Origin of the sequence: Rhizobium fabae (assembly GCF_003985135.1) — a bacterium.
Lineage (GTDB): Bacteria > Pseudomonadota > Alphaproteobacteria > Rhizobiales > Rhizobiaceae > Rhizobium > Rhizobium pisi.
The window spans coordinates 206767-228533 of the sequence record NZ_ML133648.1 but is presented as its reverse complement, the minus strand read 5'-3'; the positions used below and the strand labels follow the sequence as shown (position 1 = coordinate 228533).

The 21767-nt window shown below is 62.8% G+C and carries 20 protein-coding genes and 1 pseudogene; 10 read left to right on the top strand and 11 right to left on the bottom strand.

Annotated elements, in window-relative coordinates:
- Position 1 precedes the first annotated feature (1 nt).
- The 5 genes from EFB14_RS09665 (at position 2) to EFB14_RS09645 (ending at position 5403) form a co-directional block, all read left to right on the top strand.
- A complete protein-coding gene (locus tag EFB14_RS09665; RefSeq protein WP_125843248.1) occupies positions 2–814 on the top strand; it encodes an ATP-binding cassette domain-containing protein in 813 nt (270 codons plus the stop codon).
- A 92-nt stretch (positions 815–906) separates the two neighbouring features.
- Positions 907–1812, top strand: a complete 906-nt coding sequence (locus EFB14_RS09660; protein WP_125843250.1) for a sugar phosphate isomerase/epimerase family protein — start codon at positions 907–909, stop codon at positions 1810–1812.
- Positions 1813–1930: 118 nt separating this feature from the next.
- On the top strand, positions 1931–3103 hold the full coding sequence (locus EFB14_RS09655) for a Gfo/Idh/MocA family protein (protein ID WP_126824801.1): 1173 nt from the start codon (positions 1931–1933) through the stop codon (positions 3101–3103).
- Between the two features lie 78 nt (positions 3104–3181).
- Positions 3182–4123: a sugar phosphate isomerase/epimerase family protein gene (locus EFB14_RS09650; RefSeq protein ID WP_125843255.1), complete on the top strand. Its 942-nt coding sequence runs from the start codon at positions 3182–3184 to the stop codon at positions 4121–4123.
- Positions 4124–4218: 95 nt separating this feature from the next.
- Complete coding sequence (locus EFB14_RS09645; RefSeq protein WP_126824798.1) at positions 4219–5403, top strand: hypothetical protein; 1185 nt, start codon at positions 4219–4221, stop codon at positions 5401–5403.
- A 14-nt stretch (positions 5404–5417) separates the two neighbouring features.
- On the opposite strand, the gene EFB14_RS09640 is transcribed toward EFB14_RS09645, so the two are convergent.
- The 8 genes and pseudogenes from EFB14_RS09640 to EFB14_RS09605 form a co-directional block, all read right to left on the bottom strand.
- Positions 5418–6431 (bottom strand): succinylglutamate desuccinylase/aspartoacylase family protein, encoded by a 1014-nt coding sequence (locus EFB14_RS09640; RefSeq protein WP_126824795.1) that lies wholly within the window; start codon positions 6429–6431, stop codon positions 5418–5420.
- An 84-nt stretch (positions 6432–6515) separates the two neighbouring features.
- On the bottom strand, positions 6516–6860 hold the full coding sequence (locus EFB14_RS09635; RefSeq protein WP_126824793.1) for a RidA family protein: 345 nt from the start codon (positions 6858–6860) through the stop codon (positions 6516–6518).
- Between the two features lie 35 nt (positions 6861–6895).
- Positions 6896–8207 (bottom strand): annotated as a pseudogene (locus EFB14_RS09630) (alanine racemase).
- Positions 8200–9153 (bottom strand): amidohydrolase family protein, encoded by a 954-nt coding sequence (locus tag EFB14_RS09625; RefSeq protein ID WP_126824789.1) that lies wholly within the window; start codon positions 9151–9153, stop codon positions 8200–8202. Before EFB14_RS09625 ends, EFB14_RS09630 begins: the two are co-directional and overlap by 8 nt.
- The gene (locus EFB14_RS09620; RefSeq protein ID WP_126824786.1) at positions 9150–10091 is read right to left on the bottom strand and encodes an ABC transporter permease; all 942 of its coding nucleotides are present in this window, start codon (positions 10089–10091) and stop codon (positions 9150–9152) included. The genes EFB14_RS09625 and EFB14_RS09620 overlap by 4 nt, the downstream gene beginning before the upstream one ends.
- Positions 10088–11050, bottom strand: coding sequence for an ABC transporter permease (locus EFB14_RS09615; RefSeq protein WP_126824783.1), 963 nt, complete (start codon positions 11048–11050; stop codon positions 10088–10090). The genes EFB14_RS09620 and EFB14_RS09615 overlap by 4 nt, the downstream gene beginning before the upstream one ends.
- Positions 11047–12561 carry a sugar ABC transporter ATP-binding protein gene (locus tag EFB14_RS09610; protein ID WP_126824780.1) on the bottom strand — a complete coding sequence of 505 codons (1515 nt, stop codon included), beginning with the start codon at positions 12559–12561 and terminating at the stop codon, positions 11047–11049. The genes EFB14_RS09615 and EFB14_RS09610 overlap by 4 nt, the downstream gene beginning before the upstream one ends.
- A 47-nt stretch (positions 12562–12608) precedes the next feature.
- Entirely contained in the window at positions 12609–13679 is a 1071-nt protein-coding gene (locus tag EFB14_RS09605) for an ABC transporter substrate-binding protein (protein ID WP_125843273.1), read from the bottom strand.
- A 223-nt stretch (positions 13680–13902) separates the two neighbouring features.
- On the opposite strand from EFB14_RS09605, the gene EFB14_RS09600 reads away from it, so the two are divergent.
- From EFB14_RS09600 to EFB14_RS09580, 5 genes are all read left to right on the top strand, one after another.
- Positions 13903–14688: an IclR family transcriptional regulator gene (locus EFB14_RS09600; protein WP_125843275.1), complete on the top strand. Its 786-nt coding sequence runs from the start codon at positions 13903–13905 to the stop codon at positions 14686–14688.
- A gap of 358 nt (positions 14689–15046) precedes the next feature.
- Positions 15047–16399, top strand: coding sequence for an LLM class flavin-dependent oxidoreductase (locus tag EFB14_RS09595; RefSeq protein ID WP_125843277.1), 1353 nt, complete (start codon positions 15047–15049; stop codon positions 16397–16399).
- Between the two features lie 10 nt (positions 16400–16409).
- Positions 16410–17261, top strand: a complete 852-nt coding sequence (locus EFB14_RS09590; protein ID WP_126824777.1) for an ABC transporter permease — start codon at positions 16410–16412, stop codon at positions 17259–17261.
- A gap of 39 nt (positions 17262–17300) precedes the next feature.
- Positions 17301–18284, top strand: a complete 984-nt coding sequence (locus EFB14_RS09585; protein ID WP_126824774.1) for an ABC transporter substrate-binding protein — start codon at positions 17301–17303, stop codon at positions 18282–18284.
- Positions 18285–18293: 9 nt separating this feature from the next.
- Positions 18294–19064 (top strand): ABC transporter ATP-binding protein, encoded by a 771-nt coding sequence (locus tag EFB14_RS09580; RefSeq protein ID WP_125843283.1) that lies wholly within the window; start codon positions 18294–18296, stop codon positions 19062–19064.
- A 45-nt stretch (positions 19065–19109) separates the two neighbouring features.
- On the opposite strand, the gene EFB14_RS09575 is transcribed toward EFB14_RS09580, so the two are convergent.
- The 3 genes from EFB14_RS09575 to EFB14_RS09565 all read right to left on the bottom strand — a co-directional run bounded on the left by EFB14_RS09575 (position 19110) and on the right by EFB14_RS09565 (position 21757).
- Positions 19110–19544 carry a type II toxin-antitoxin system VapC family toxin gene (locus EFB14_RS09575; RefSeq protein WP_126824771.1) on the bottom strand — a complete coding sequence of 145 codons (435 nt, stop codon included), beginning with the start codon at positions 19542–19544 and terminating at the stop codon, positions 19110–19112.
- Positions 19541–19807 carry a type II toxin-antitoxin system Phd/YefM family antitoxin gene (locus EFB14_RS09570; RefSeq protein WP_125843287.1) on the bottom strand — a complete coding sequence of 89 codons (267 nt, stop codon included), beginning with the start codon at positions 19805–19807 and terminating at the stop codon, positions 19541–19543. Before EFB14_RS09570 ends, EFB14_RS09575 begins: the two co-directional genes overlap by 4 nt.
- A gap of 138 nt (positions 19808–19945) precedes the next feature.
- Complete coding sequence (locus EFB14_RS09565; RefSeq protein WP_126824768.1) at positions 19946–21757, bottom strand: chloride channel protein; 1812 nt, start codon at positions 21755–21757, stop codon at positions 19946–19948.
- Positions 21758–21767: the final 10 nt, after the last annotated feature.

Sequence of the window (21767 nt, the reverse complement as noted above, 5' to 3'; positions counted from 1 at the left end):
CATGGCTGGCCCAATTCTTGAACTTGAAAACGTCAACAAGTCCTTCGGCCCGATCGATGTGCTCTACGACATCACATTGAGCGTTCATCCCGGTGAAGTACTTTGCCTGCTGGGTGACAACGGTGCGGGAAAGTCCACCCTGATCAAGACCTTTGCCGGTGTCTACAAGCCGACGAGCGGCACGGTGAAGTTCGAAGGTCGGCCCATCGTCTTCCAGAATCCGCGCGAAGCCGCAGACCTCGGCATCGCAACGGTCCATCAGTTCGGCGGCACCTTTCCGCTGATGAGCATTGGCCGTTCGTTCTTCGTGGGGCGGGAGCTGACCAAGGGCTTCGGCCCATTCAAAATCTACGACCGCAAAGCCGCAAATGAAATCGCGGTCAAGGCCGTGCGCGAGTTCGGCATCACCCGCATCGACGATGGCGATCGCCTGATCGGCGGTCTGTCGGGCGGGGAGCGGCAATCCCTAGCAATCGCCCGAGCCGTCCACTTCGGCGCCCGGGTGCTGATCCTCGACGAGCCAACCGCCGCTCTCGGCGTCAAGGAGGCGGCGCATGTGCTGCGTATCGTCCTGGAAGCGCGCCGTCGCGGCCTCGCAGTCATCTTCATCACCCACAACGTCATTCACGCCATGACGGTGGGAGACCACTTCGCGGTGCTCATCAAGGGTGCAAAGGCGGCCGATTTCCGCAAGGGCGAAAAGACGCGCGAAGAGATTACCGACCTGATGGCAGGAGGCGAGGCCATGGCCGAACTCGAAGCCGAAATCGAAGCGTACTCGACGGCGCATAGAGGACATCCCCCGCCGGTCTGACCGACCGCTGCCGCGGATGAACTCCAGAAACTCTAAAAAGCTCGCCCACCCCGGCGGGATGGCCCAGCACAATCATCGGACGGGTAACAGCCATGAAAATTGCAATCGACCCCTTTATGCATCGCCACCTCTCACTCGAAGAATTGCCCTCGAAAGTGGCTGAACTCGGATACGAGTGGATAGAGCTCAGCCCGAGGGCCGATTTTCTCGAGTGGTTCAAGGCGCCGCGTGTGTTTCCGGCCCGCGCCAAGGCATTCAAGAAAGCGCTCTCCGATGCCAATGTCGGCATTGCCTCGATCCTGCCGATGTATCGGTGGGCCTCGAACGATGAAAATGAGCGACAAGCTGCCGTCAAGCACTGGAAGCGCGCCATAGAGATCAGTGTCGAACTCGGCGTCGACACGATGAACTCGGAATTCGGCCGCGGACCCCATCCGGACAAGGGTTCGTGCTACTGCTGCCATACCGGTTCAATGATCGAGGCCTGCGAAGACGCCTGGTGGCGTTCGATGGAAGAGTTGGTGCCTGTCTTTGAAAAGGAAGGCATAAACCTGCACGTCGAGCCGCATCCCGAGGATTGGTGCGAAACCCTGCAGCCAGCGCTCGATATCATCAGGACGGTCAACTCGAAGAACGTCAAGTTCCTCTATTGCGCGCCGCATACTTTCTATTTTGGCGATGACACCAAAGCGATGCTCCGGGAAGCAAAGGACGTGCTCGCCCATGTCCATGTCGGCGACACCTTCAATCACAAGGCCTCTTCGGGGCTCCGCTACATCCTCAACCCTCCGGGCACGCAGGCCAGGGTGCATCAGCACCTGAACATCGGCCAGGGCGAGGTTCCCTGGGAAGACTTCTTCGGCACGCTGGCGGAGATCGGGTTCGACGGCATCATGACCGCATGCGTTTTCGCCTGGGAGGACAAGGCCGACCACTCCGGCAAGTTCATGCGCGCCGAAATGCAGCGCTACGTCGACAAGTACTGGACCGCGAAATAACGCGCGATGTCCCTCTAGCGGTTGGCGGTGCAGCCAAGCGATTGGCGCGAGCGACCGCGACCGGGTTCTGCCCGGAACGCTTAAACATCACAGACATCAATTCTTGGAAGGACAGAAGATGATCAACGGAGAAAGATCCATCGAGCGCCCGCTGCGCTGGGGCATGGTCGGCGGCGGCCGTACCGGACAGGTTGGCTACAAGCACAGAACCGGCGCCCAGCGGGACGGCACCTACCGGCTCGTCTGCGGCGCCTTCGACCTCGACGCCGAGCGCGGACGCGACTTCGGCACGAAGATCGGCGTCGCAGCCGACAGGTGCTATGGCGACTTTAAGGAGCTGATCGCCAAGGAGGCCGGGCGCGAGGACGGTGTCGAGGTCGTGTCGATCGCCACGCCGAACTTCACCCATTACGAGATCACCAAGGCGTGCCTCGAAGCCGGCCTTCACGTAATTTGCGAAAAGCCGCTATTCTTCACCGTTGCCGAATGCGAGGAGGTCGCGAGACTCGCCGAAGAGAAGGGCCTGATCGTCGGCGTCACCTACGGCTTTACCGGCCATCCGCTGGTTCATCAGATGGCGGCGATGGTCAAGAAGGGCATGCTCGGCGATATAAGAATCGTCGACATGCAATATACCCACGGCTTCAACGCGGGCGACGATGTCGGTGCCGGCGAAGCCGTGAAGTGGCGCACCAATCCCAAGACCGCCGGCCCGACCTTCGTTCTCGGCGATATCGGCACACACCTCTACTACCTCTCCGAAGTGGTGCTGCCGCATATCAAGATCGAAAAACTGCTCTGCGATCGCAAGGCCTTCATTCCGACCCGTGCGCCGCTGGAAGACCACGCGACCGTTCTCATGCATTACGACAACGGCGCCCGCGGCCGTCTTTGGGTGTCCTCGGTGAATGCCGGCAATATGGGTTCGCAGCGCTACCGTTTCGTCGGCTCCAAGGCCTCCATCGAATGGTCCGATTCCCATCCCGACCAGCTGATTTACGAAGTGCAGGGCGAACCGAACCGCACCCTGCACCACGGCATGCCCTACCTCGAAGAGGAAAGCCTCGCCTGCGATCGCATGGGCGCGCTGCACACCGAGGGCCTCGGCGACAGCTGGGCGAACATCTACCTCTGGATCGCCCAGTCGATCGATGCAAAACGCCGCGGCGACGAGGCCTTCCTCAGAGACCATCACTACCCCGGCATTCAAGCCGGCACCGAAGGCGTGCGCTGGCTGGAAAACTGCGTCCGCTCGGCAGACGCGGGTTCGGCCTGGGTCGAGTTCAACTGATCCACCGGGGGGCGCGCCGGATCTCCTCCATCCTCCTCCCGGGCGCGTCCCCAACCCCTCTTTTGGAAAGACAATGACATGAAACTATCGATCTGCACCGATGTGATGGGTGACCTTTCCTTCACCGACATGCTCGACAAATGCGTCAAACTTGGCGTCGAGGGTATCGAGATGACCGGCGGCGGTTGGTCTCGTGCACCGCATTTCCGCGCCGACGAGCTGCTGGCCGACAAGGGTCTCTTGAAGACGAAGCTCAAGGAAATTGAAGCGCGGGGCCTGGAAATCGCCGCGCTCAATTGCTCGGCCAACCCGCTCGATCCGGGTGACATGGGCAAGCGCCACCGCAAGGAGATGGAACAGACGATCCGTCTCGCCGGTGAAATCGGTGTGAAGACCATCGTCACGATGTCCGGATTGCCGGAAGCAGCACCCGGCGACATGGTTCCGAACTGGCTCGTCTACACCAAGAGCTGGCCGGAGGAGATGCCCGAGCGTGATCGCTATCAGTGGGAGGACCGCGCATTCCCGCTCTGGCATGAGCTCGTGAAGCTTGCCAAGGAAGTGGGCGTCGAGAAATATGCGCTGGAAAACTTCTCGGCAATGCTCGTCTGGAACCCCGAGACTCTGTTCCGTCTGCGCAACGAGGTCGGCTCGACTGTCGGCATGAACCTCGACCCCAGCCACCTGTTCTGGAAGGGTGCCGACCCGATCGCTTCCGCCCGGGCGCTGGGCGGTGCGATCCATCATTGCCACGGCAAGGACACGCGCATCGAGCGCGGGCTTGCCGATGTCAACGGTCTGCTTGAACTGAAGGACGTAACTGACGTCGCCAACCGCAGCTGGAACTACGTTGCCGTCGGCGCTGGCCATGACCTGCAGTGGTGGAAGGAGTTTTTCTCTGTGGTTCGCATGGTTGGCTACAACGATTGGGTCAGTCTCGAGATGGAAGACTTCACCATGTCGACCGAGGCGGGCATCCAGTCCTCCATCGACGCGCTGCAGGCAACGATCAGCCGCTGACGGAGCGAGTGGGGCGTGCTTGTGCGGAAAGATCGATCTGGACACTATTATGGACGCGTGTTCTATAAAGCGGACAGATTTGAGGGGAGCACGCCATGCATCTTTCCATGTGGACTTACCCCTGGGACATTCAGGACCAGGGGCTCGACGCCTTTGCCGCCGAGCTTCGCGGACGGGCGGGCCTTAACACGGTCAGCTTGGCGACGTCCTATCACGCCGGCCGTTTCCTTCAGCCGCGGAGCCCGCAGCAGAAAGCCTATTTTCCCGAGGACGGGACGGTCTATTTCCGGCCGGATGAAATCCTGTGGAAGGACAAGGTGATCAGGCCGTTGATGGCCCGAAATGTGGCCGAGCGCGGCGACATGCTGGATGCGCTCGTCGAAGGGCGCGAGAAGACCGGCCTCAAAGTTTCCTGCTGGACGGTCTGCCTGCACAACAGCCGTCTCGGCATGCTGCATCCCGATCACGTGACGCGGAACGCCTTCGGCAATCCGAACTATTACAATCTTTGCCCCTCAAGCCCTGAGGCGAGGGACTATGTCGTCACCCTCGTGCGCGACATCACAACCAACTATCGGCCTGATATGGTGGAGCTCGAAAGCCCGAATTTCATGGGCTTCGCGCACGAGTACCATCACGAAAAGGACGGTGTCGGGCTGAATGCCGAAGACGATTTCCTGCTGTCGCTCTGCTTCTGCGACCATTGCACGGCACGCGCCGGAAAGGCCGGCGTGCCGGTCGAGGGCGCGCGCCGAACGGTGGCGCGCTTCATCGCGGAACTCTGCGAACGCGCCGTGCCGGATCGGCAATTCCCGGACTTCCCGGCAGCCGGCATCGATGCCTTCCGCGACCATTCCGACCTGCATGCCTACCTTGCCTGGCGCAGCGAGCCGGTGACCAGTCTGATCGGCGAAATCAAGGCGGCGGCCGATCCCGCAAGCCGCATCGTGCTCATCGATCTGAAGGACGGCTGGCTCGGCGGCGTCGATCTGGCAGCAGTCGGCAGGCTCTGCGACGGGGCGATCCTCTGCTGCTACGATATGGAGCCGGATGCCGTCGGCGATGTCATTCGGACCGGCCGGGCGGCGATCGGGCCGGAAAAGTTCCTCGGGGTGGGTCTGCGTGTCTTCTATCCGGAGGTCGACGGGCCGGCGATCCTGGCGGCACGCGCCAAGGCCGCCGTCGATGCCGGCGCTGATGGCGTCAACTTCTACAATTACGGCCTGATACCGGCAAAGCGCCTCGACTGGGTCAAGGCGGCGGTCCACACAATCGCTTGAGCAGATCAGCGCTCTCAGGAGGCGATTGGTTCAGCGACCTGGATCAGGCAGTCGCCGGCCTGGCTGTCGCAATGCAGCCTGTGGGAAATGACGATGCCGCTCTCGGCAAAGCGCAGCTCTTCTTCCGGTTGCTCCAGGCATTCCAGGTCATGGTACCATCCGGCGAGATCGCCGGCGGAAACGGATGCGCCGAGGGCTGCGGCGGGCTCGAACCAGCCTCTTCGGTTCGCATAGATGCCCTGGCTGTGACGAGACAGCGAAAGCAGCTGCAACGGTCCGGGCTCGGCGAGCGGTAGGCGCGACAGGACCGGGCGTCCGACGATGCCGAGCGCAACGAGCAGCCGATCGATCGCTGCTGCCGTGAAGGCCATCGTCTCGGGCGTCACCGTTCCACCACCGCCGAACTCGCCCGAAAGACCGATGATTCCCGACCGCCGGGCAGCACCCATCGATGTCGGCGCCGCCGGTCCATTGTCGGCGATGAAGGCATGCGACGCACCGAGCGCGCGCACCAGCGAGACGGACCGCTCGAAGCGGACAGCATCGGCCTGCCGTTCGATCAGCGTGCAGGGCAGGTGCGCCATCGACGTGCCGCCCGAATGCAGGTCGAGCACAACGTCATGGCGTGGAAAGAGTTCATGTTCGAGGAAATGCGCCATGCGCGCCGTCGGCGACCCCGTGGAATCGCCGGGAAAGGCGCGGTTGAGGTTGCCGCCGTCAAAGGGCGAGCAGCGCTTGGCCGCCATCACCGCCGGCAGGTTTGCCATCGGCAGGATGGTGACCGCGCCGCGGATTTCCTCAACCTTGAGCAACCGCATCAGCCGCCCGAGCTGGAGTTCGCCCTCATATTCATCGCCATGGTTGCCCGCCATCAGCAGCAGGGACGGTCCCTCGCCATTCCTGAGGCGAAGGATCGGAATACGGATCTGATAATAGGGCGAACGGTCGATCGAATAGGGAATCGCGAGGTGGCCGGCCTGCCGGCCCTCGCGCGAAAAGTCGATCGGATTGACGAGACCGCTATGCATGATGTCTCCAGTGCGGGCGGTTGCGATGCCGTTACCTACGCATCGTGCTTTCCGAAAATCGAATCCGATTTTCGGGCCGATACGCTAGAGCGCGGCGACCGCGGTCATTTCGACGCGCAGATCAGGATCGGCGAGACGAGCTTCGGTGCAGGCGCGGGCAGGCGGATTTTCGATGTCGATCCAGCTGTCATAGACGCTGTTCATCGCCTCGAAATCGACGATTGCCGGCAGGAAGACGTTGACAGCGATAAGGCGCGAGCGGTCAGTACCGGCTTCTTCCAAGAGAGCGTCGATCTTGCCAAGCACGTCGCGGGTCTGGTCCTCGATGCCGGCCTTGCGATTTTCCGCAACCTGGCCGGCAATGTAGACGAGCCCGCCATAGCTGACGGCCTGGCTCATACGGGAACCTTTCTGGTAACGCTGGATCATGCAGCTTTTCCTTTTCTTGCTTTTGGAGGAAGAGTTCAGCCGAAGCTGGTCAGATAGGCCACCGTCACCGAATGATCGGGATCGAGGCCATAGAGAATTGCGTGCCGGTCAAGGCAGGTGCAGGGATGCGAGATACCGAATTCGATAACGTCGCCGACCAACACGTCGCTATCATCGGCAAGCGCCAGGAAGGCGTGCTGATCGTTGAGGCGCAGAACTTTTGCACTTTCGAGATCGGCGAGACGGGCGCCATTGCGATAGACCGCCAAGGGCCGCGGCATCCCCTGGTCCATCGCCACATCACGCATGCCCATTCCTGAGATCGCGAGCTGCGGCTCCGGCCGGGACAACACCTCGGCCCAGACCCGCAGCGCGGGGCGGAAACCCGCAGCCGCGGAAATCATCTCGCCGCCGATGCGCAAGCCGCCGCGCGCATCGAGGCCGGCAAGGCCGCGTTCGTAGATGCCATGATCGTGGAAGAAGATCGCGCCGCTGCGCAACACGAGCCTGCAGGCGGGATCGGCCGCGACGACGGCTGAAAGCCGCGCGACCACAATATCGAAGAACACCCGACCCGCCTGATGTAACGAGGAGCGGGCGCTGATTGCCGATGCGGGCGCGCAGCTTCGGCAGGAAATCTGATGTCATCGCCATCAGCGCGTCGATCCGCAGCATCGTCTCTTCCGGATCGGCAGTCGCGGCCGCGCCCTCATAGGCGGCGATGCCGGTCAGCCAGAAGGCCGGTGTCTCCATGGCGAGGATCGTGTCGAGAAGCTTTGCTGCGGCATCAGCGCTGCGGATACCGGCGCGACCGGCGCCGAACTCTACCATCAGCCCGAGAGGCGGCAGATCTGCACGCCCCTGCCATGCGGAGGAGAGAGCCTCGAGCAACGCCATCGAATCCACGAAGACATGCAATTCCGCATCGGGATATTGGCCAAGCAGGGCGGCAAGCCGGCGGGCGGCGGCGGCCCCGCCGATCTCGTTGGCGAGGATCAGCCGGCGCTGTCCCGCCTTGAGCAGGACCGCAGCCTGGCGAATGTCGGCGACCGTCATGCCCCAAGCGCCGGCTGCAACAAGCGTATCCGCCAGGACCGTCGACATCGGCGTCTTGGCGTGTGGAGCGATTTCGGCGCCGTGACTTTTGACATAGATCATCATCAGTTCGGCATTGTCGGCGAAGGCCTGCCGGTCGAGCGAGATCAGCGGCAGGGCCATCCTGCCGTCATAAGGTTTCCATCCCTGCTTGCCGATGGCAGCAAGCGAGAGCGGCGGATGGCCCGGTGGAAAGCCGCGCACCCGCTCGTCGATCAGCACGTTTTCCGTCGTGGTATGAAGGTCAGACATGGCAGCCCCAGATATCGGCCGGTTCGGCGATGCCGAGGCGATAGGTGTCGTTGGCGGTGGCAAAGAACAAAGCGCGCTGTTCGTCGTAAGACAGCTGCGAGGCGACGATGCGGAAAACCTGATAGACCTCGTCGAAAGAGGCATGCAGGCCGGCGACCGGAAAGTCGCTCGCGAACATCGAACGGTCAGGACCGAAACAATCGAGGCAAAGCTCGATCACCGGCCGCAGGCTTTCGAGCGTCCATTGGTTGTCATAGGCGACGAGGTCGGAAATCTTCAGACGCACATTCTGCTCGTTGCCGAGCGCCCGCAGGCCGCGGCGCCAGAGCGCCATGCCGTCCTCGGTCCTGTCGGCGGGACTGCCGCCGTGATTGAGCACGAAAAGCGTTAGCGGGAAGGCACGTACCAGCTCCAGTGCCTCGCCCATCTGCCAGGGATAGAGCATCAGGTCGAAGACCAGCCCGAGGCGCGTCACCTCGGCAAGCCCCGCCCGCCAGGCGGGATCGCTCATGCGATTGGCGCGCGGCGCAAAACTCTTCGCCGCTTCAGGATGCCAGCTCAGAATATCGCGGATGCCGACGACGTTGGGGTTTTCCGCTTCCGCCTCGAGCAGGCGCATGGCGTCCGGCCCGTCGAGGGGAACGCGCGCGATATAACGGTGCGCCGCCCCGGACGTGCGGTCGAGCCCGTCCAGCCAGCGGCTTTCCTCCAGCGGATGCTCGTCGGACCAGCCGGCCTCGACATGGACGGTCGCAACCACGTTCTGGTGTGCGGCATCGGCACGATAATCCCCGATGCCGTAGTCGCACAGGATCGGCGCCAGGCTGCCGAAAACTATCTCTTCACCAGCCGCCCGCGCCTTCTGCAGCCAGGGATGACGCTGCAGGCTGAGATCCCAGAGATGGTGATGTGGGTCGATCACCGGCCCGTCATAGGCTTGCGTCATCGGCGCGCCTCGCGGCCGGAAATAAGCAGAAGCGCGAGGATCAGCGTGCCGAACATGATCGACCGCCAGCCGGGCGAGGCGTTGACGACGGTGATCAGCGCAGTCGTCGTGACGAGCAGGATTGCTCCCGGAATGGTTCCGGCATAGGTGCCACGCCCACCCAAAATCGACGTGCCGCCGAGCACCACCGCGGCGATCGACGTCAGCAGGTAGGGATCGCCGATGCCGACATAGCCTTGCCGGTTCATGCCGAGCACGAGAATGCCGGCGAGCCCTGCGAAAAAGCCCGAAAGCGTATGGACGATCAGCGTGTTGCGCGTGACGCTGACGCCGGAAAGGCGGGCAGCCAGCGGATTCGCTCCGAGTGCAAGGAAACGGGCGCCGATCGGCATGCGATGAACGAGCAGCAGGACGACAACCGAGACGACAAGCCACAATACGATGCCCGAGGGAATGCCGAGCGGCCGCGCCTGCCCGAGCAGGATGACCGCCGGATTGCTGACGGTGACGGCACTGCCGCCCGCAATGATAACGAGCAGGCCCTGCAGGAAGGTCGCCATCGCAAGCGTCATGATGATCGGTGGCACGCGAAGATAGCCAGCACCGGCCCCGTTCATCAGGCCGATAGCCGTGGCGACGCCAAGGGCTGCCACGATGCCGGCGAGGCCGGTCGGGTCCCAGGCAGGTGAAATCAACGGCAGCAGGATTGCCGTGACCGTGATGACAGCGCCGACGGAAAGATCGATGCCGCCCATCAGGATGACGAGCGTCTGACCGGCAGCAACGATGCCGATCACCGCAGCAAGTTCGATCAGATATCGCAGGTGTCCATAGGCGCCGAAACCGTGCAGCGTGAAGCTCGCAACGATCCAGACGAACGCGACCAGAAGGAAGGTCAGGAGCGGCGGATTGCGGAACGCGGATCTGATGATGTTCATCGCCTTGCCCTCCATGTGCCAAGAAGCTCGGGCACGGCGACCGCGCCGACGATGATCAACCCTTGAGCGACATATTGCGCAACCGGTGGGAAGCCGAGGAAGAACATGACGTTGATCATGACCGAGAGCAGCAGGCTGCCGCAGATCGCGCCGCGCATCGTGCCTTTGCCGCCGAGGAAGCCGACGCCGCCGAGCACGGCGGCGGCGATCGAGTTCAGCGTGAAGGGCGTGCCGATGACGGGATCGCCCGACCCGGTCTGGGCGGCGACGAAGAGACCGGTCAGGGCGGCGAGAAGACCGGACAGCGCGAAGGCTGCGACCTTCACACGTTCAACTGGGACGCCGGAACGGAATGCGCCGACCGGATTGTCGCCCGCCGCGTAGATCCCGAGGCCGAGAGGCGTTGCGAGAAAGACCTTCCAGAGTACCAGGATGACGACGAGCAGCAGGAAGGCGACCGGCGTGTGGCCGGCCAGCGTGGTCGACAGCCAGTCGGGAATGAACCCGCCCGGCCGCGGCAGCAGGATGAGGGCGACCCCGCCGATGATGAAGGAGCCGGCAAGCGTGACGATGATTGCGGGCAACCGCAGATACGTGACGATGGCGCCGATGACCGCGCCGATGGCAAGGCCGACAAGCGCGACCGCGAGAATGCCGCCCGGCACGCCGAGCGTCCCTTCCATCGTCGTTGCGGCGATCACGGCTCCGAGGCTGACCAGCGGTCCGATCGCCAGCGTGATGCCGCCGTTTAGCATGAGCAGCGCCTGCGCCATGGTGACGAGCGCGAGCGGGAACCAGTTCTGCGTGAACTTGGAGAAGCCGCCGATGGAAAGGATGCCGGGAAAGAGCACGGCGTAGAGGATGAGAAAGGCGGCAACGACAAGGTAGAGGCCGCCGAGGCCGCGGTTGCGGCGAAGCTGGACAGAGCCGTAGAGCCGGGATGACGAACTTGTGCTCATGCTGCGGCTCCCTGTGGTGCGGCCGAGATGCCCATGGCCGCGCCGACGATCGCCCCTTCGCTGATTTCATCGTGCGATAGCGCCGCCGCGACGCGCCCCTCGCGCAGAACGACGACGCGGTCGCAGAGATGCACGAGCTCCGGCGTATCGGAACTTGCCAGAATGACGAGCCGTCCTTCGGCCGCGAAGGCGCGCAACATGAGATAGATCTCCCGCTTGGTCTCGATGTCGACGCCACGCGTCGGATCGTTGAGCAGCAGGACGGAGGGATCGAGCGGCAGCCATTTGGCGAGCGCCACCTTCTGCTGGTTGCCGCCGGAAAGCGCCTGCACCGGGCGTGCCGTATCGCCTTTGATCGTCAGGCGGCGCGCGAGATCGGCGACTAGGCCGGTTTCCGACGGCCGGTCGCGTAAGCCGTTGCGGGTGAGCCGCCCAAGCGAGGGCAAGATGAGATTGGAGGCAATGGAGTGGGGCAGCACCAGCCCTTCATGCTTGCGGTCAGCCGGAACATAGACGATGCCCGCCGCATTCGCCTCGCCGACATCAGCGGGCAGGGCGAGTTTGCCGGATACTTCCGCGCGAGCGGCCGAGGCTGGAATCGCGCCATAGAGACCAAGTAGTAGGTCTTCCTGCCCCTGTCCCACCAGTCCGCCGATGCCGACGATCTCGCCGGCGCATGCGGAAAAGCCGATGTCGTGCACCATGCCGGCGGAGAAGCCCTCGACGCTGATGCGTATTTCGCCGGGTCTAGCGGCAGCGCGCGGTGGGAACAGGTCGCCAGTCTCGCGGCCGACCATGAGGCGCACCAGGCCTTCGCCGTCGATGCCGGACAGCGACTGGTCTGCGGTGACCAAGCCGTCCTTCAGCACCGTGACATGCGAGCAGAGCGCCTGCACTTCGTTGAGGCGGTGGGAAATATAGAGAAGTGCCGTGCCACGCTTTCTTAGCGTCTCGATCAGCCGGGCAAGGATGCCGGCTTCGTGCGCGGAGAGCGACGAGGTCGGCTCGTCCAGAATGAGCACGCGCGGCTTGCGGAACAGTGCCTTGGCGATCTCCACCATCTGACGGCGGCCGAGCGCAAGATCGGCGACCGGCATGTCGAGCGGCTCGGTGAGCCCGACCAAGTCGCAGACCTCTTGCACGCCGCGGTGGAGCGCTCGGTAATCGATGAGCCCGAACCGGCGCGGAAAGGCACCGAGCCCGATGTTTTCGGCGATCGAGAGACTGGCCGTCAGGCTCAACTCCTGCTGCACCACGGCAATGCCGGCCGCGCGCGCAGCTGCCGGGCTGAAACGTCCGACCGGCTTGCCGTCGACCAGGATGGAACCGCTGTCGGGCTGGAGGGCGCCCGACAGGAGGTTGATCAATGTGGATTTGCCTGCGCCGTTTTCGCCGAGCAGGGCGTGAACCCTGCCCGGCAGAAGGGCGATATCGACGCCCTTCAAAACGGGATTGCCGAAAAATCCCTTGAACACCTGCCGGGCTTCCAGCAGGGGTCGTTCTTCCGTCATGACGGCTTCCCTCAACCCGAGTTACTTGGGCGGATTATTTGAGCGGATTACTTGGCGAGCAGCTTGTCGAAGAGCGCCTTGTCATAGTCCGAGTAGATATAGCCGTCAGCGGGGAACTTGTCGGCACGTGCGAGATAGCTGCCGATCGTGCTGTCGTCGATGACGGGCAGCGGCACCTTGACGAAGGCCGGGACGTCCTTGCCTTGGAGCGCCTGCACGGCGGTGTAGACGGAAAGCGCGCCGAGCCAGTTGGGCTGCATGGTCGCCCAGCCCTTCAGGCCCTTCTCCTTCCAGAGCTCCAGGAACTGCCGGGCATTTTCGCCCGTCGTCGGCACCTGTTCACGACCCTGGCGCTCGAAGGCCATGACGGAGCCGGCCGACAGTGCACCGCCGAGCGACAGCACCCCGTCGATTTCGGGATTGGCGAAGAGCAGGCTGGTCATCGCTTCCTGCGCCGGCGCGACGTTATATTCCGTGTTGGTCTCGGTGATCACCTGGAGGCCCGGATTGGCATCGAGGACCGGCTGGGCGCCCTTGCGGCGATCATCGCTCACCGAAATGCCGGCCGGGCCGTTCATGATGATGATCTTGCCCTTGCCGCCGAGCTGGCTGACCATCCATTTGGCAGCGGTCGCGCCCCATTCATTGGAATCGGTGTTGATCTTGGCGGTCACCTTGTCGGTGTTGACAAGGCTGTCGAAGTTGACGACGGCGATGCCCTTGTCGCAGGCATCTGAGATGACGCGGTCGAGCGCATTGGAGGAACCGGCGATTACGACAATGGCGTCGACATTTGCGTCGATCATCGACTGGATATGCTGGATCTGCGTCTGGGCGTTGCCCTGCGCGTCCGTGATCATCAGGTCCTTTACAAGTCCGTCTTTCTTCAGTTCGTCCACTTCGGCCTTGATGGTGCCTTCGGTCTGCTTCATCCAGGTCGGCACCGAATAGATGTTTGCCCAGCCGATCGTGTAGGGCGCCTTCCTGTCACCCTTGATGCAATTGGCTGCGGCGGACGCCGTGCCGGCCGAAAAGGCGAGAAGTGCCGCAGCGGCGGCAGCGCCCGCGAGGAGGCGGCAGCGCAGCGAGGCAGAAATGCTGTTTTCAAGATGCTTCATGTCGATCCCCTTTTTTGTGCGGCAGCGCTATCGGCTTGCCATCTCCCATTTGTCCAATATAATGTACATGTGATCTATATACCGGACGCGGCGATCTTATGCCGTTTTTTCCGCCTCGCAAGAGGGGTTGAAAAATTTCGTTCGCGAGGAATGACAGGATCGGTTGACAGATGCGGCGGAGGGTTTGAAAAGCTTGGCCCGACAAAAACAAGGATCGATGGCAATGGACGCAATTCAGGACGAAGCAGTCGGCAAACGCGCCCGCGGGCTCGACCGAGCCTTCGAAATCCTCGATTTCCTGCGCCAGAAACGCCAGGCCTTGAAGCCGAACGAAATCGCTGCGCAGATCGGCGCGCCGCGCTCGTCGGTCTACGAACTCGTCAATCTGCTCCTCAGCAACGGCATTCTCGAATTCACCGGCGGCGAGGGGCGTGTCTATCTCGGCCGCAAGCTCTATTTCCTGGGTGCCGCCTACGAGAACCATTTCGACTTCACCCGCGAATGCGAGGCGGCGCTGGAACAGCTTGCCGACGAGACCCGGGAGACGGCGCAGTTCTGCATGCTCGATGGCAACAGATATACGGTCGTGCGCATGCGCGAAGGCGCGCGGCCATTCCGCATTTCGACGGATGTCGGCCAATCGGTGCCGATCCCGTGGACGGCATCGGGCCGCCTGCTCGTCGCGCATCTGTCGGACCAGGACATCCTGAACTTCATTCCGTCGCAGGATTTCCGCCTGCCGAATGGCGAATGGCTCGACCCGCAAACCTTCATCGCCGAAGTGCGCCAGGCCGAGCGTGAAGGCCTCTTCACCTTCAACAGCATTGTTGACAGCTTCACGCACTGTTTTGCCGTACCGGTGCGGGACGAGGAAGGCCATGCAGCCGCAACGCTCTGCCTCGTCACGCCCCGCGACGACGGCATTGCGAACCGGGACCGCTATCTCGACTGCCTGAAAAAGGCCGCCACCGGTCTGGGCCACGCCCCGGCACGATCAAAAAGAGGCTGACGCTCCGAGCGCAACAGACCTTGATAGGGCTCATCCGTAAACCGGCCCTTTTCCGCATGTTTCTTAAATTGCGTCACACAAGCATGGCCACCTGGCCGCGCTTGCAGGATGCCGCGTGTCTGCCGTCCACGATCGCGAGACCTCAAGGACCGGCCGCGGGATCGCATATTCCGGGCTGCCTCGATCGTTGATTTCGAGTTTCAAGCTTATCCCGCAAATCTATTCACTCTGCCTCCGAAACTATGAAATTAAGTTTCTCTATAAAATCTATGGGAAACGTATTTTAGTCACCGACAGCCAAATTAAACCTTGGCTTTGGAGAAGAGCGGCTGTCGAGGGCAAACGGAGAGGACGCGAGATGACACGGAAAATCAGGCTTGGAGCATTTCTTCCCGGTGGCGGACAGCATGTTGCTTCATGGCGGCATCCCGACCAGCCAGTCGACGGCGCGACCAGCTTCGAGTTTCACAAACAGCTCGCCCTGACTGCCGAGCGCGGCCTCTTCGATGCCTATTTCCTGGCCGACGGATTGGCTGTCGGCTTCGGCGGGGCGCGTGAAGGCGGCAATGCCCGCGTGGCCGGCTTCGAACCCGTGACATTGTTCTCCGCCCTTGCGCCTCTGACCACCCATCTCGGCTTCATCGCGACGTCCTCGACCACCTATGAGGAGCCATATACGACCGCTCGCAAGTTCGCCTCGCTGGATCTGATCTCCGAGGGCCGGGCCGGCTGGAACGTCGTGACCACGACGGGCGACCTCACGGCGCAGAACTTCAACCGCGAAACGCAGCTCCCGCATGCCGAGCGATATCGCCGCGCCGCCGAGCATGTCGAAGTCGTCCGCAAACTCTGGGAAAGCTTCGAGGACGACGCGTTCATCCGCAACAAGGAATCCGGCGTGTTCTTCGACCCGACGAAGCTGCACGATACCGACCACCGTGGCGAGCATTTCAGCGTGCGCGGTCCGCTCAACGTCTCGCGCTCGCCCCAGGGGCATCCCGTTATCGTCCAGGCCGGGCAGTCCGACGACGGGCGCGGGCTTGCCGCAGCGACGGCCGAAGTCATCTTCACCGCTCACCAGCACATCGAAACCGCCCAGGAATTCTACCGGGACATCAAGGCACGCGCCCGCGGCCTCGGCCGGAACCCCGACCATATCCTCGTCATGCCCGGCGTATCCGCCTTCGTCGGCAGGACCGAGGCGGAAGCGCGCGAGAAATACGAGCGTCTGACCTCGCTCATCGTCGAAGAGGACGGGATCGGCCTGCTTAACGGCCTGACCGGCGGCACACTCGACCTGCACGGTTACGATCTCGACGGGCCGCTTCCGCCCGCGCCGCCGACGGAAGGCATGAAGAGCCGCCAGGCACTCATCCGCCAGATCGCCGACGAAAACAATTTCACCATCCGCCAGCTCTATCAGTGGATCGCATCCGCCCGCGGGCACTACACCATCGTCGGAACCGCCGAACAAATCGCCGATACGCTGCAGACATGGTTCGAGAACGAAGCGGCCGACGGTTTCAACATTCTTCCGCCCTGGCTACCGACGGCGCTCGACGACTTCGTCGACCTGGTCATCCCGGAACTGCAGCGCCGCGGCCTGTTCCGCACGGCTTACGAGGGCAAGACGCTCCGGGAAAACCTCGGCCTGCCTTTCCCGACCAACCGATGGGCTGCAGGGCGTGCAACTCTCCAGGCAGCAGAGTGAGGAGTGGACCATGGCCTATGAAATCAACCAGGCTCTTCCCGCAAGCTTCGGCGGCCTGAAAAGCCGAGAAAGCAATATTTCCGGTCTCGGATCCCACGTGCGCCGGGTGCTTGCATCGTTTTTGCCGCGCTACGGCCTGCTCATCGCCTTCCTCGTGCTCTGGCAGGTGTCGAGCACCAGGGGCTGGGTCAATCCCGCCGTCTTCCCGCCCTTGAACGTGATCCTCTCGGCTCTTTGGACCAATCTCGCCAACGGCGCGTTGCTCGATGACATCGCCATCAGTCTGCAACGCGCGGGAACCGCCTTTGCCTTCTCCGTCGTGATCGGCATTCCGCTCGGACTGTTCATGGGCCAGTTTCGCATGGTCGAGCAGGCGCTCGATCCGATCCTGCAGCTCTTCCGCCAGACCTCGGCGCTGGCGCTGTATCCCGTCTTCATCCTCCTGCTCGGCCTCGGCGAAACATCCAAGATCTTCGTGATCTTCTGGGCGACGCTGTTTCCGGTCCTGCTCTCCACGATTAGCGGCGTCAAGGAGGTGGACAAGAAGCTCATCGAGATGGCGCGGACCTATGGCGCCGGACCGCTGACCATCTTCCGCCGCGTCATCCTGCCGGCCTCCGTGCCTGCGATCTTCGTCGGCCTGCGCCTTTCGGCCACGACAGCGCTTCTCCTGCTGATCGCCGCCGAGATGATCGGCGCCAACAAGGGCATCGGCTTCCAGGTCATGAACGCCCAGTACAATTTCCAGATCCCGCTGATGTTTGCGGCGATCCTTCTGCTCGCCTTTCTCGGCCTTGCGGCGAATGCCCTGCTCGTTCTTCTGCAGCGCCGCCTCTGCCGCTGGTCTCAGCCGAGCGCCTGACCCGTTTTACCGATTTTCTCTTTCCGAAAGGACACCCCGATGACATTCCATCCCCGCAACCTTCTGCTGCCGGCCGTGATCGCTCTCGGCCTTGCCACGCCGGCCGGCGCCGCCGACACGGTGAAGTTGCGCTACCTCGCCAGCCAGGGCGGCCTTGCCGCCCACGAACTCGCCGCCGAACTCGGCTATTTCGACGGCACGGGCATCACGCTCGAGAATGTCGGTTATGCCCAGGGTGGGCCGGCCTCCCTCATCGCTCTGGCATCCGGCGATGTCGAGATCGGCAGCGCTGCCACCTCCGCCGTCCTGAATTCGATCATCGGCGGCAACGACTTCGTCGCCGCCTACCCGTCGAACGGTATCAATGACGAGGTGCAGTCGACGTTCTACGTGCTGGAAGACAGCCCGATCAAAAGCATCAAGGACATCGTCGGCAAGAGCATCGCGGTCAACACGCTTGGCGCGCATCTCGACTACACCATCCGTGAGGCCTTGCATTCCGCCGGCCTGCCGACGGACGCAGCCAATCAGATCGTCGTTCCCGGGCCGCAGCTCGAACAGGTGCTGCGCTCCAAGCAGGTCGATATTGCCGCCTTCGGCTATTGGCAGACGACTTTCGAGGGTGCGGCACTGAAGAACGGCGGCCTACGTGCGGTTTTCGACGATACCGACGTGCTCGGAGACATCGCCGGGGGCTTCGTGGTCCTGCGTCGCGATTTCATTCAGCAACATCCGGAAGCCTCGAAGATTTTCGTCGAGCAGTCGGCCCGCGCCCTCGACTATGCCCGCGAGCATCCTGAGGAAACCAAGAAGATCCTGGCCAAGGCGCTGGCAGAACGCGGTGAGAACCCTGATATCGCGCAGTATTTCCGCGGCTATGGCGTACGCGCCGGAGGCCTGCCGGTCGAGCACGACATCCAGTTCTGGATCGATGTCCTGGTTCGCGAAGGCAAGCTGAAGCAAGGCCAGCTGGCGGCCAAGGACATTCTCTTTACGGCCGACGCCAAGCCGGCAAGCAACTGAGGAAGCGTGATGAGCATCGCTGAAGACACGCGCCGCGGGGAGGTGACGATCCGTCGCCTCTCCAAATCCTACAAGCTGAACGGGACACCCCTGCAGGTTCTCAGGGATATCAATCTCCACGTCCGCTCCGGCGAAAGCCTCGCCATCGTCGGCGCGAGCGGCTCGGGCAAGACCACCCTGCTTAGGGTTCTGGCCGGGCTCGAGGAGTCCGATAGCGGAGAGGTGCTCGTCGACGGCAAGGCGATACGAGGCGTCGGCGCAGAGCGCGCCGTCATCTTCCAGGAGCCGCGGCTGCTTCCCTGGCTGACAGTGCTCGATAATGTGGCCTTCGGGCTGGAAACGAGGGGTCTTTCCCGCGAGCAGGCGCGGAGCCGAGCAAGCCACTACGTCAAGCTTGTCGGCCTGCAGCAATTCGAAGCGGCCTATCCCCGGCAATTGTCAGGCGGCATGGCGCAGCGCGTCGGCATCGCCCGAGCGCTCGCCGTCCAGCCGGAGATCCTGCTGCTCGACGAACCGCTCGGCGCGCTCGATGCGATGACCAAGATCGGCATGCAGCAGGAACTCGCCCGCATCTGGCGAGATGAGGACGTGACGACCATCCTTGTCACGCACGATCTCGAAGAGGCGATCTATCTCGCCGATCGGATTCTCATCCTGCCCAGGGAAAAGGGAGGCGAGCCGCGCCTGATCGAAATCGATCTGCCCCGCCCGCGTGACCGCAGTGCCCCGGAATTCGTCCGGCACCGTGAGGAATTGCTGAACCTCTTCGGGCTGCATTGAAGTCTGTTGTCGGGGCGCTTTTACCGCCCGCTGGCTTCAGTCCGTTTAACCGGGGGTTCGCTCTATCCAGGGATCGACGAGTTCGATGCCCAAGCCCTCGAAATCCCTGGTGTTACGCGTCACCAGGGTGAGATCGTAAGCAATCGCGGTAGCCGCGATGAGGCCGTCCATTGACGACAGGCCACGGCCACTCCGCTTTGCAAGGCCCATGAGGTCGCCCCAGGCCAGGGCAACCGGTTCGTCCACCGGAATGATACGATGCTCGAAGCGTTGCGTCAGATCTTGGGCAAGCCATTCGGCCAGTGCGTCGCGTTTTCGTCCCTTGTCCATCAGGGCAACGCCGCGCCTGATCTCTGCGATCGAAACGATGCTGATGAACGAGCGATCCTCGTCGAGCCTGTCCAGCCATTCCAAGACGCGCACGCTAGGGTTCGGCTTCGTCACCTCGGACAGGATATTGGTGTCCAGTAGAAGCCTCACAGTGCCGGATCACGCGGTTCGTCACGTTGACGCTCGAGGTCCAGATCGGCGCCGCGTAACGGCGATTCCATCAGAAATTCGGCAAGCGTTCCCTTGCGCGCGGTCTTCCTTTGCCATTCGTCTGCAGAAACGACAACGACGCTCGGCTTGCCGTTTCGCGTGATTGTCTGGGGCGCGGATTGCGCGCGTTCGATGACCTCGGAAAGCTTGGCCTTTGCACTGGCAACAGTCCAGCTTTCATTGTCTTGCGGTGACGGCTGCATCGCTCATCTCCTGACCAGAATGACCATAGTGACTATATAAGCCGAGATCGGGTGAACTGCAAGCCGAGCGGATTGCGTCGCAGGGTTCAGTTTACAAGCGTCGCGATACTCGGCCACCAATTGCGGGGAAGGCGGCGATCACGGCCTGCCTCTTACCCCCGCGGTCAGATAAGGCCGCCGATCCAGTTCCGCGGATCGGTAGGAACTGCGCAGCCGCAGCAGGTCTTTGCGGGCGATCAAGCCACACAGCTTGCCCGAGCCGGGATCGACGATCGGAATACGCCCGTTGCCCGTCGAGAGCATAAGGTCGGCAATGAAGGCGACCGTATCATCAGGGTGTCCCACGGGAACGGAATCGTCCGTGACGTTTTCTGCAAGCGTCTGGGTGACGAGGTCCGATTTCCCCTGCCAGAGAAGGGCATCCGCCCTCGAGACGATCCCGGACAGCCTGCCTATCGCATCGACCACCGGATAGATCCGGTGCGTTTTCTGCGGAGAGGCGAAGAAATCGCACGCCTCTCCCACCGTCATGGTGCCGGGAAGCGTATCGACATCGCTGATCATGATCTCCCTTGCCCGCGACAGTTCGAACGGGTCGACGCCATATTCGCGGGTGATGTGCTGTCCGCGGCGAGCGATCTTCTCGGTCAGGATCGAGCGGCGCAGCAGAAGCACCGTGACGGCATAGGCCGTAACCGTTGCGGCAAGTAGGGGAACGAGCGTGCTGATGTCGCCGGTGATCTCCATGGCAAAGAAGGTTCCCGTCAGCGGCGCGCGCATGGTTCCACCCATCACGGCCGCCATTCCGACCAGCGCCCAGAAACCGGGATCATTGCCCGGCATGACGATCCCGACTAGCCATCCGAGAGCGCCGCCGAAGATGAGGAGGGGAGCAAGCACGCCGCCCGAGGTGCCGGACGACAGGGCAAATAGCCAGATGACCATCTTCACCAGCAGGATCGACATGACAGCCGGTGCGAGCAGCCGGTTGTTGAGCAGACCGTCGATGATGTCGTAGCCGACGCCCATTGCCCGCGGTTCGATCAGGCCGCCGAGGCCGATGACGAGGCCGCCGAGCATGGGCCACCACATCCAGTGGATCGGCAATGCCTCGAACAGGTCCTCGATCTTGTAGAGCAGTGTCGTCAGCAGTCCCGATTGCAGGCCTGAGATGATGCCCATCGCCGCGCAGGCGAAAATCCCCCACCAAGGCAGAGCCACCTGGAAATGGGCCGGAAACAGCGGCCCGGCGCCGAACAGCAGCGGACGCCAGCAGATCGACACGCAGGCTGCGACGGCGACGGGAATGAAGCTGCGCGGCTTCCATTCGAACAGCAGCAGTTCGACCGCCAGCATGACCGCGGCGATCGGCGAACCGAAAATCGCCGTCATGCCCGCAGCGGCGCCGGCGACGAGCAGCGTCTTCCGCTCGGCCGCGCTCATGTGAAAGAACTGCGCGAAAAGCGATCCGATCGCGCCGCCCGTCATGATGATCGGTCCTTCGGCGCCGAACGGGCCGCCGGTTCCGATGGAGATCGCCGACGACAACGGCTTGAGCACCGCAACTTTCGGCGACATCCGGCTACCGCCGATCAGGATGGCCTCGATCGCCTCGGGAATGCCGTGGCCACGGATCTTCTCCGATCCGAAGCGGGCCACCAACCCGATGACGAGCCCACCGAGCGGCGGGACCAGCACCACCCACAGCGACCGCGGCACGCCAGCCAGAGAGGCGGGCTGAATGCCGATCTCTCCGAACCAGATGGCATTCGTCACGAGCGCGATAAGGCTGACGAGGCACGAGGCGGCAAAGGCGCCAGCTGTGCCGACGATGATCGACATTCCGACCAGCAGGAGGACCCGCCTGTCGGTGGTGAAATCTCCGGCCTCGCGCCGGGAAAGACCACCCGTGAAATCGTGCGGCCGGTTGCTGGGTTGATGCTGCGCCATGAAAGCCTCT

Excerpts from the sequence above, each read along its gene's own strand:
- EFB14_RS09655 (WP_126824801.1), top strand. The coding sequence starts at position 1,931 with ATGATCAACGGAGAAAGATCCATCGAGCGCCCGCTGCGCTGGGGCATG.
- EFB14_RS09650 (WP_125843255.1), top strand. The coding sequence starts at position 3,182 with ATGAAACTATCGATCTGCACCGATGTGATGGGTGACCTTTCCTTCACC.
- EFB14_RS09585 (WP_126824774.1), top strand. The coding sequence starts at position 17,301 with ATGACATTCCATCCCCGCAACCTTCTGCTGCCGGCCGTGATCGCTCTC.
- EFB14_RS09610 (WP_126824780.1), bottom strand. The coding sequence starts at position 12,561 with ATGACGGAAGAACGACCCCTGCTGGAAGCCCGGCAGGTGTTCAAGGGA.
- EFB14_RS09580 (WP_125843283.1), top strand. The coding sequence starts at position 18,294 with ATGAGCATCGCTGAAGACACGCGCCGCGGGGAGGTGACGATCCGTCGC.
- EFB14_RS09600 (WP_125843275.1), top strand. The coding sequence starts at position 13,903 with ATGGACGCAATTCAGGACGAAGCAGTCGGCAAACGCGCCCGCGGGCTC.
- EFB14_RS09665 (WP_125843248.1), top strand. The coding sequence starts at position 2 with ATGGCTGGCCCAATTCTTGAACTTGAAAACGTCAACAAGTCCTTCGGC.
- EFB14_RS09660 (WP_125843250.1), top strand. The coding sequence starts at position 907 with ATGAAAATTGCAATCGACCCCTTTATGCATCGCCACCTCTCACTCGAA.
- EFB14_RS09595 (WP_125843277.1), top strand. The coding sequence starts at position 15,047 with ATGACACGGAAAATCAGGCTTGGAGCATTTCTTCCCGGTGGCGGACAG.
- EFB14_RS09620 (WP_126824786.1), bottom strand. The coding sequence starts at position 10,091 with ATGAACATCATCAGATCCGCGTTCCGCAATCCGCCGCTCCTGACCTTC.
- EFB14_RS09625 (WP_126824789.1), bottom strand. The coding sequence starts at position 9,153 with ATGACGCAAGCCTATGACGGGCCGGTGATCGACCCACATCACCATCTC.
- EFB14_RS09615 (WP_126824783.1), bottom strand. The coding sequence starts at position 11,050 with ATGAGCACAAGTTCGTCATCCCGGCTCTACGGCTCTGTCCAGCTTCGC.
- EFB14_RS09635 (WP_126824793.1), bottom strand. The coding sequence starts at position 6,860 with ATGATCCAGCGTTACCAGAAAGGTTCCCGTATGAGCCAGGCCGTCAGC.
- EFB14_RS09590 (WP_126824777.1), top strand. The coding sequence starts at position 16,410 with ATGGCCTATGAAATCAACCAGGCTCTTCCCGCAAGCTTCGGCGGCCTG.
- EFB14_RS09570 (WP_125843287.1), bottom strand. The coding sequence starts at position 19,807 with ATGCAGCCGTCACCGCAAGACAATGAAAGCTGGACTGTTGCCAGTGCA.
- EFB14_RS09645 (WP_126824798.1), top strand. The coding sequence starts at position 4,219 with ATGCATCTTTCCATGTGGACTTACCCCTGGGACATTCAGGACCAGGGG.
- EFB14_RS09605 (WP_125843273.1), bottom strand. The coding sequence starts at position 13,679 with ATGAAGCATCTTGAAAACAGCATTTCTGCCTCGCTGCGCTGCCGCCTC.
- EFB14_RS09565 (WP_126824768.1), bottom strand. The coding sequence starts at position 21,757 with ATGGCGCAGCATCAACCCAGCAACCGGCCGCACGATTTCACGGGTGGT.
- EFB14_RS09640 (WP_126824795.1), bottom strand. The coding sequence starts at position 6,431 with ATGCATAGCGGTCTCGTCAATCCGATCGACTTTTCGCGCGAGGGCCGG.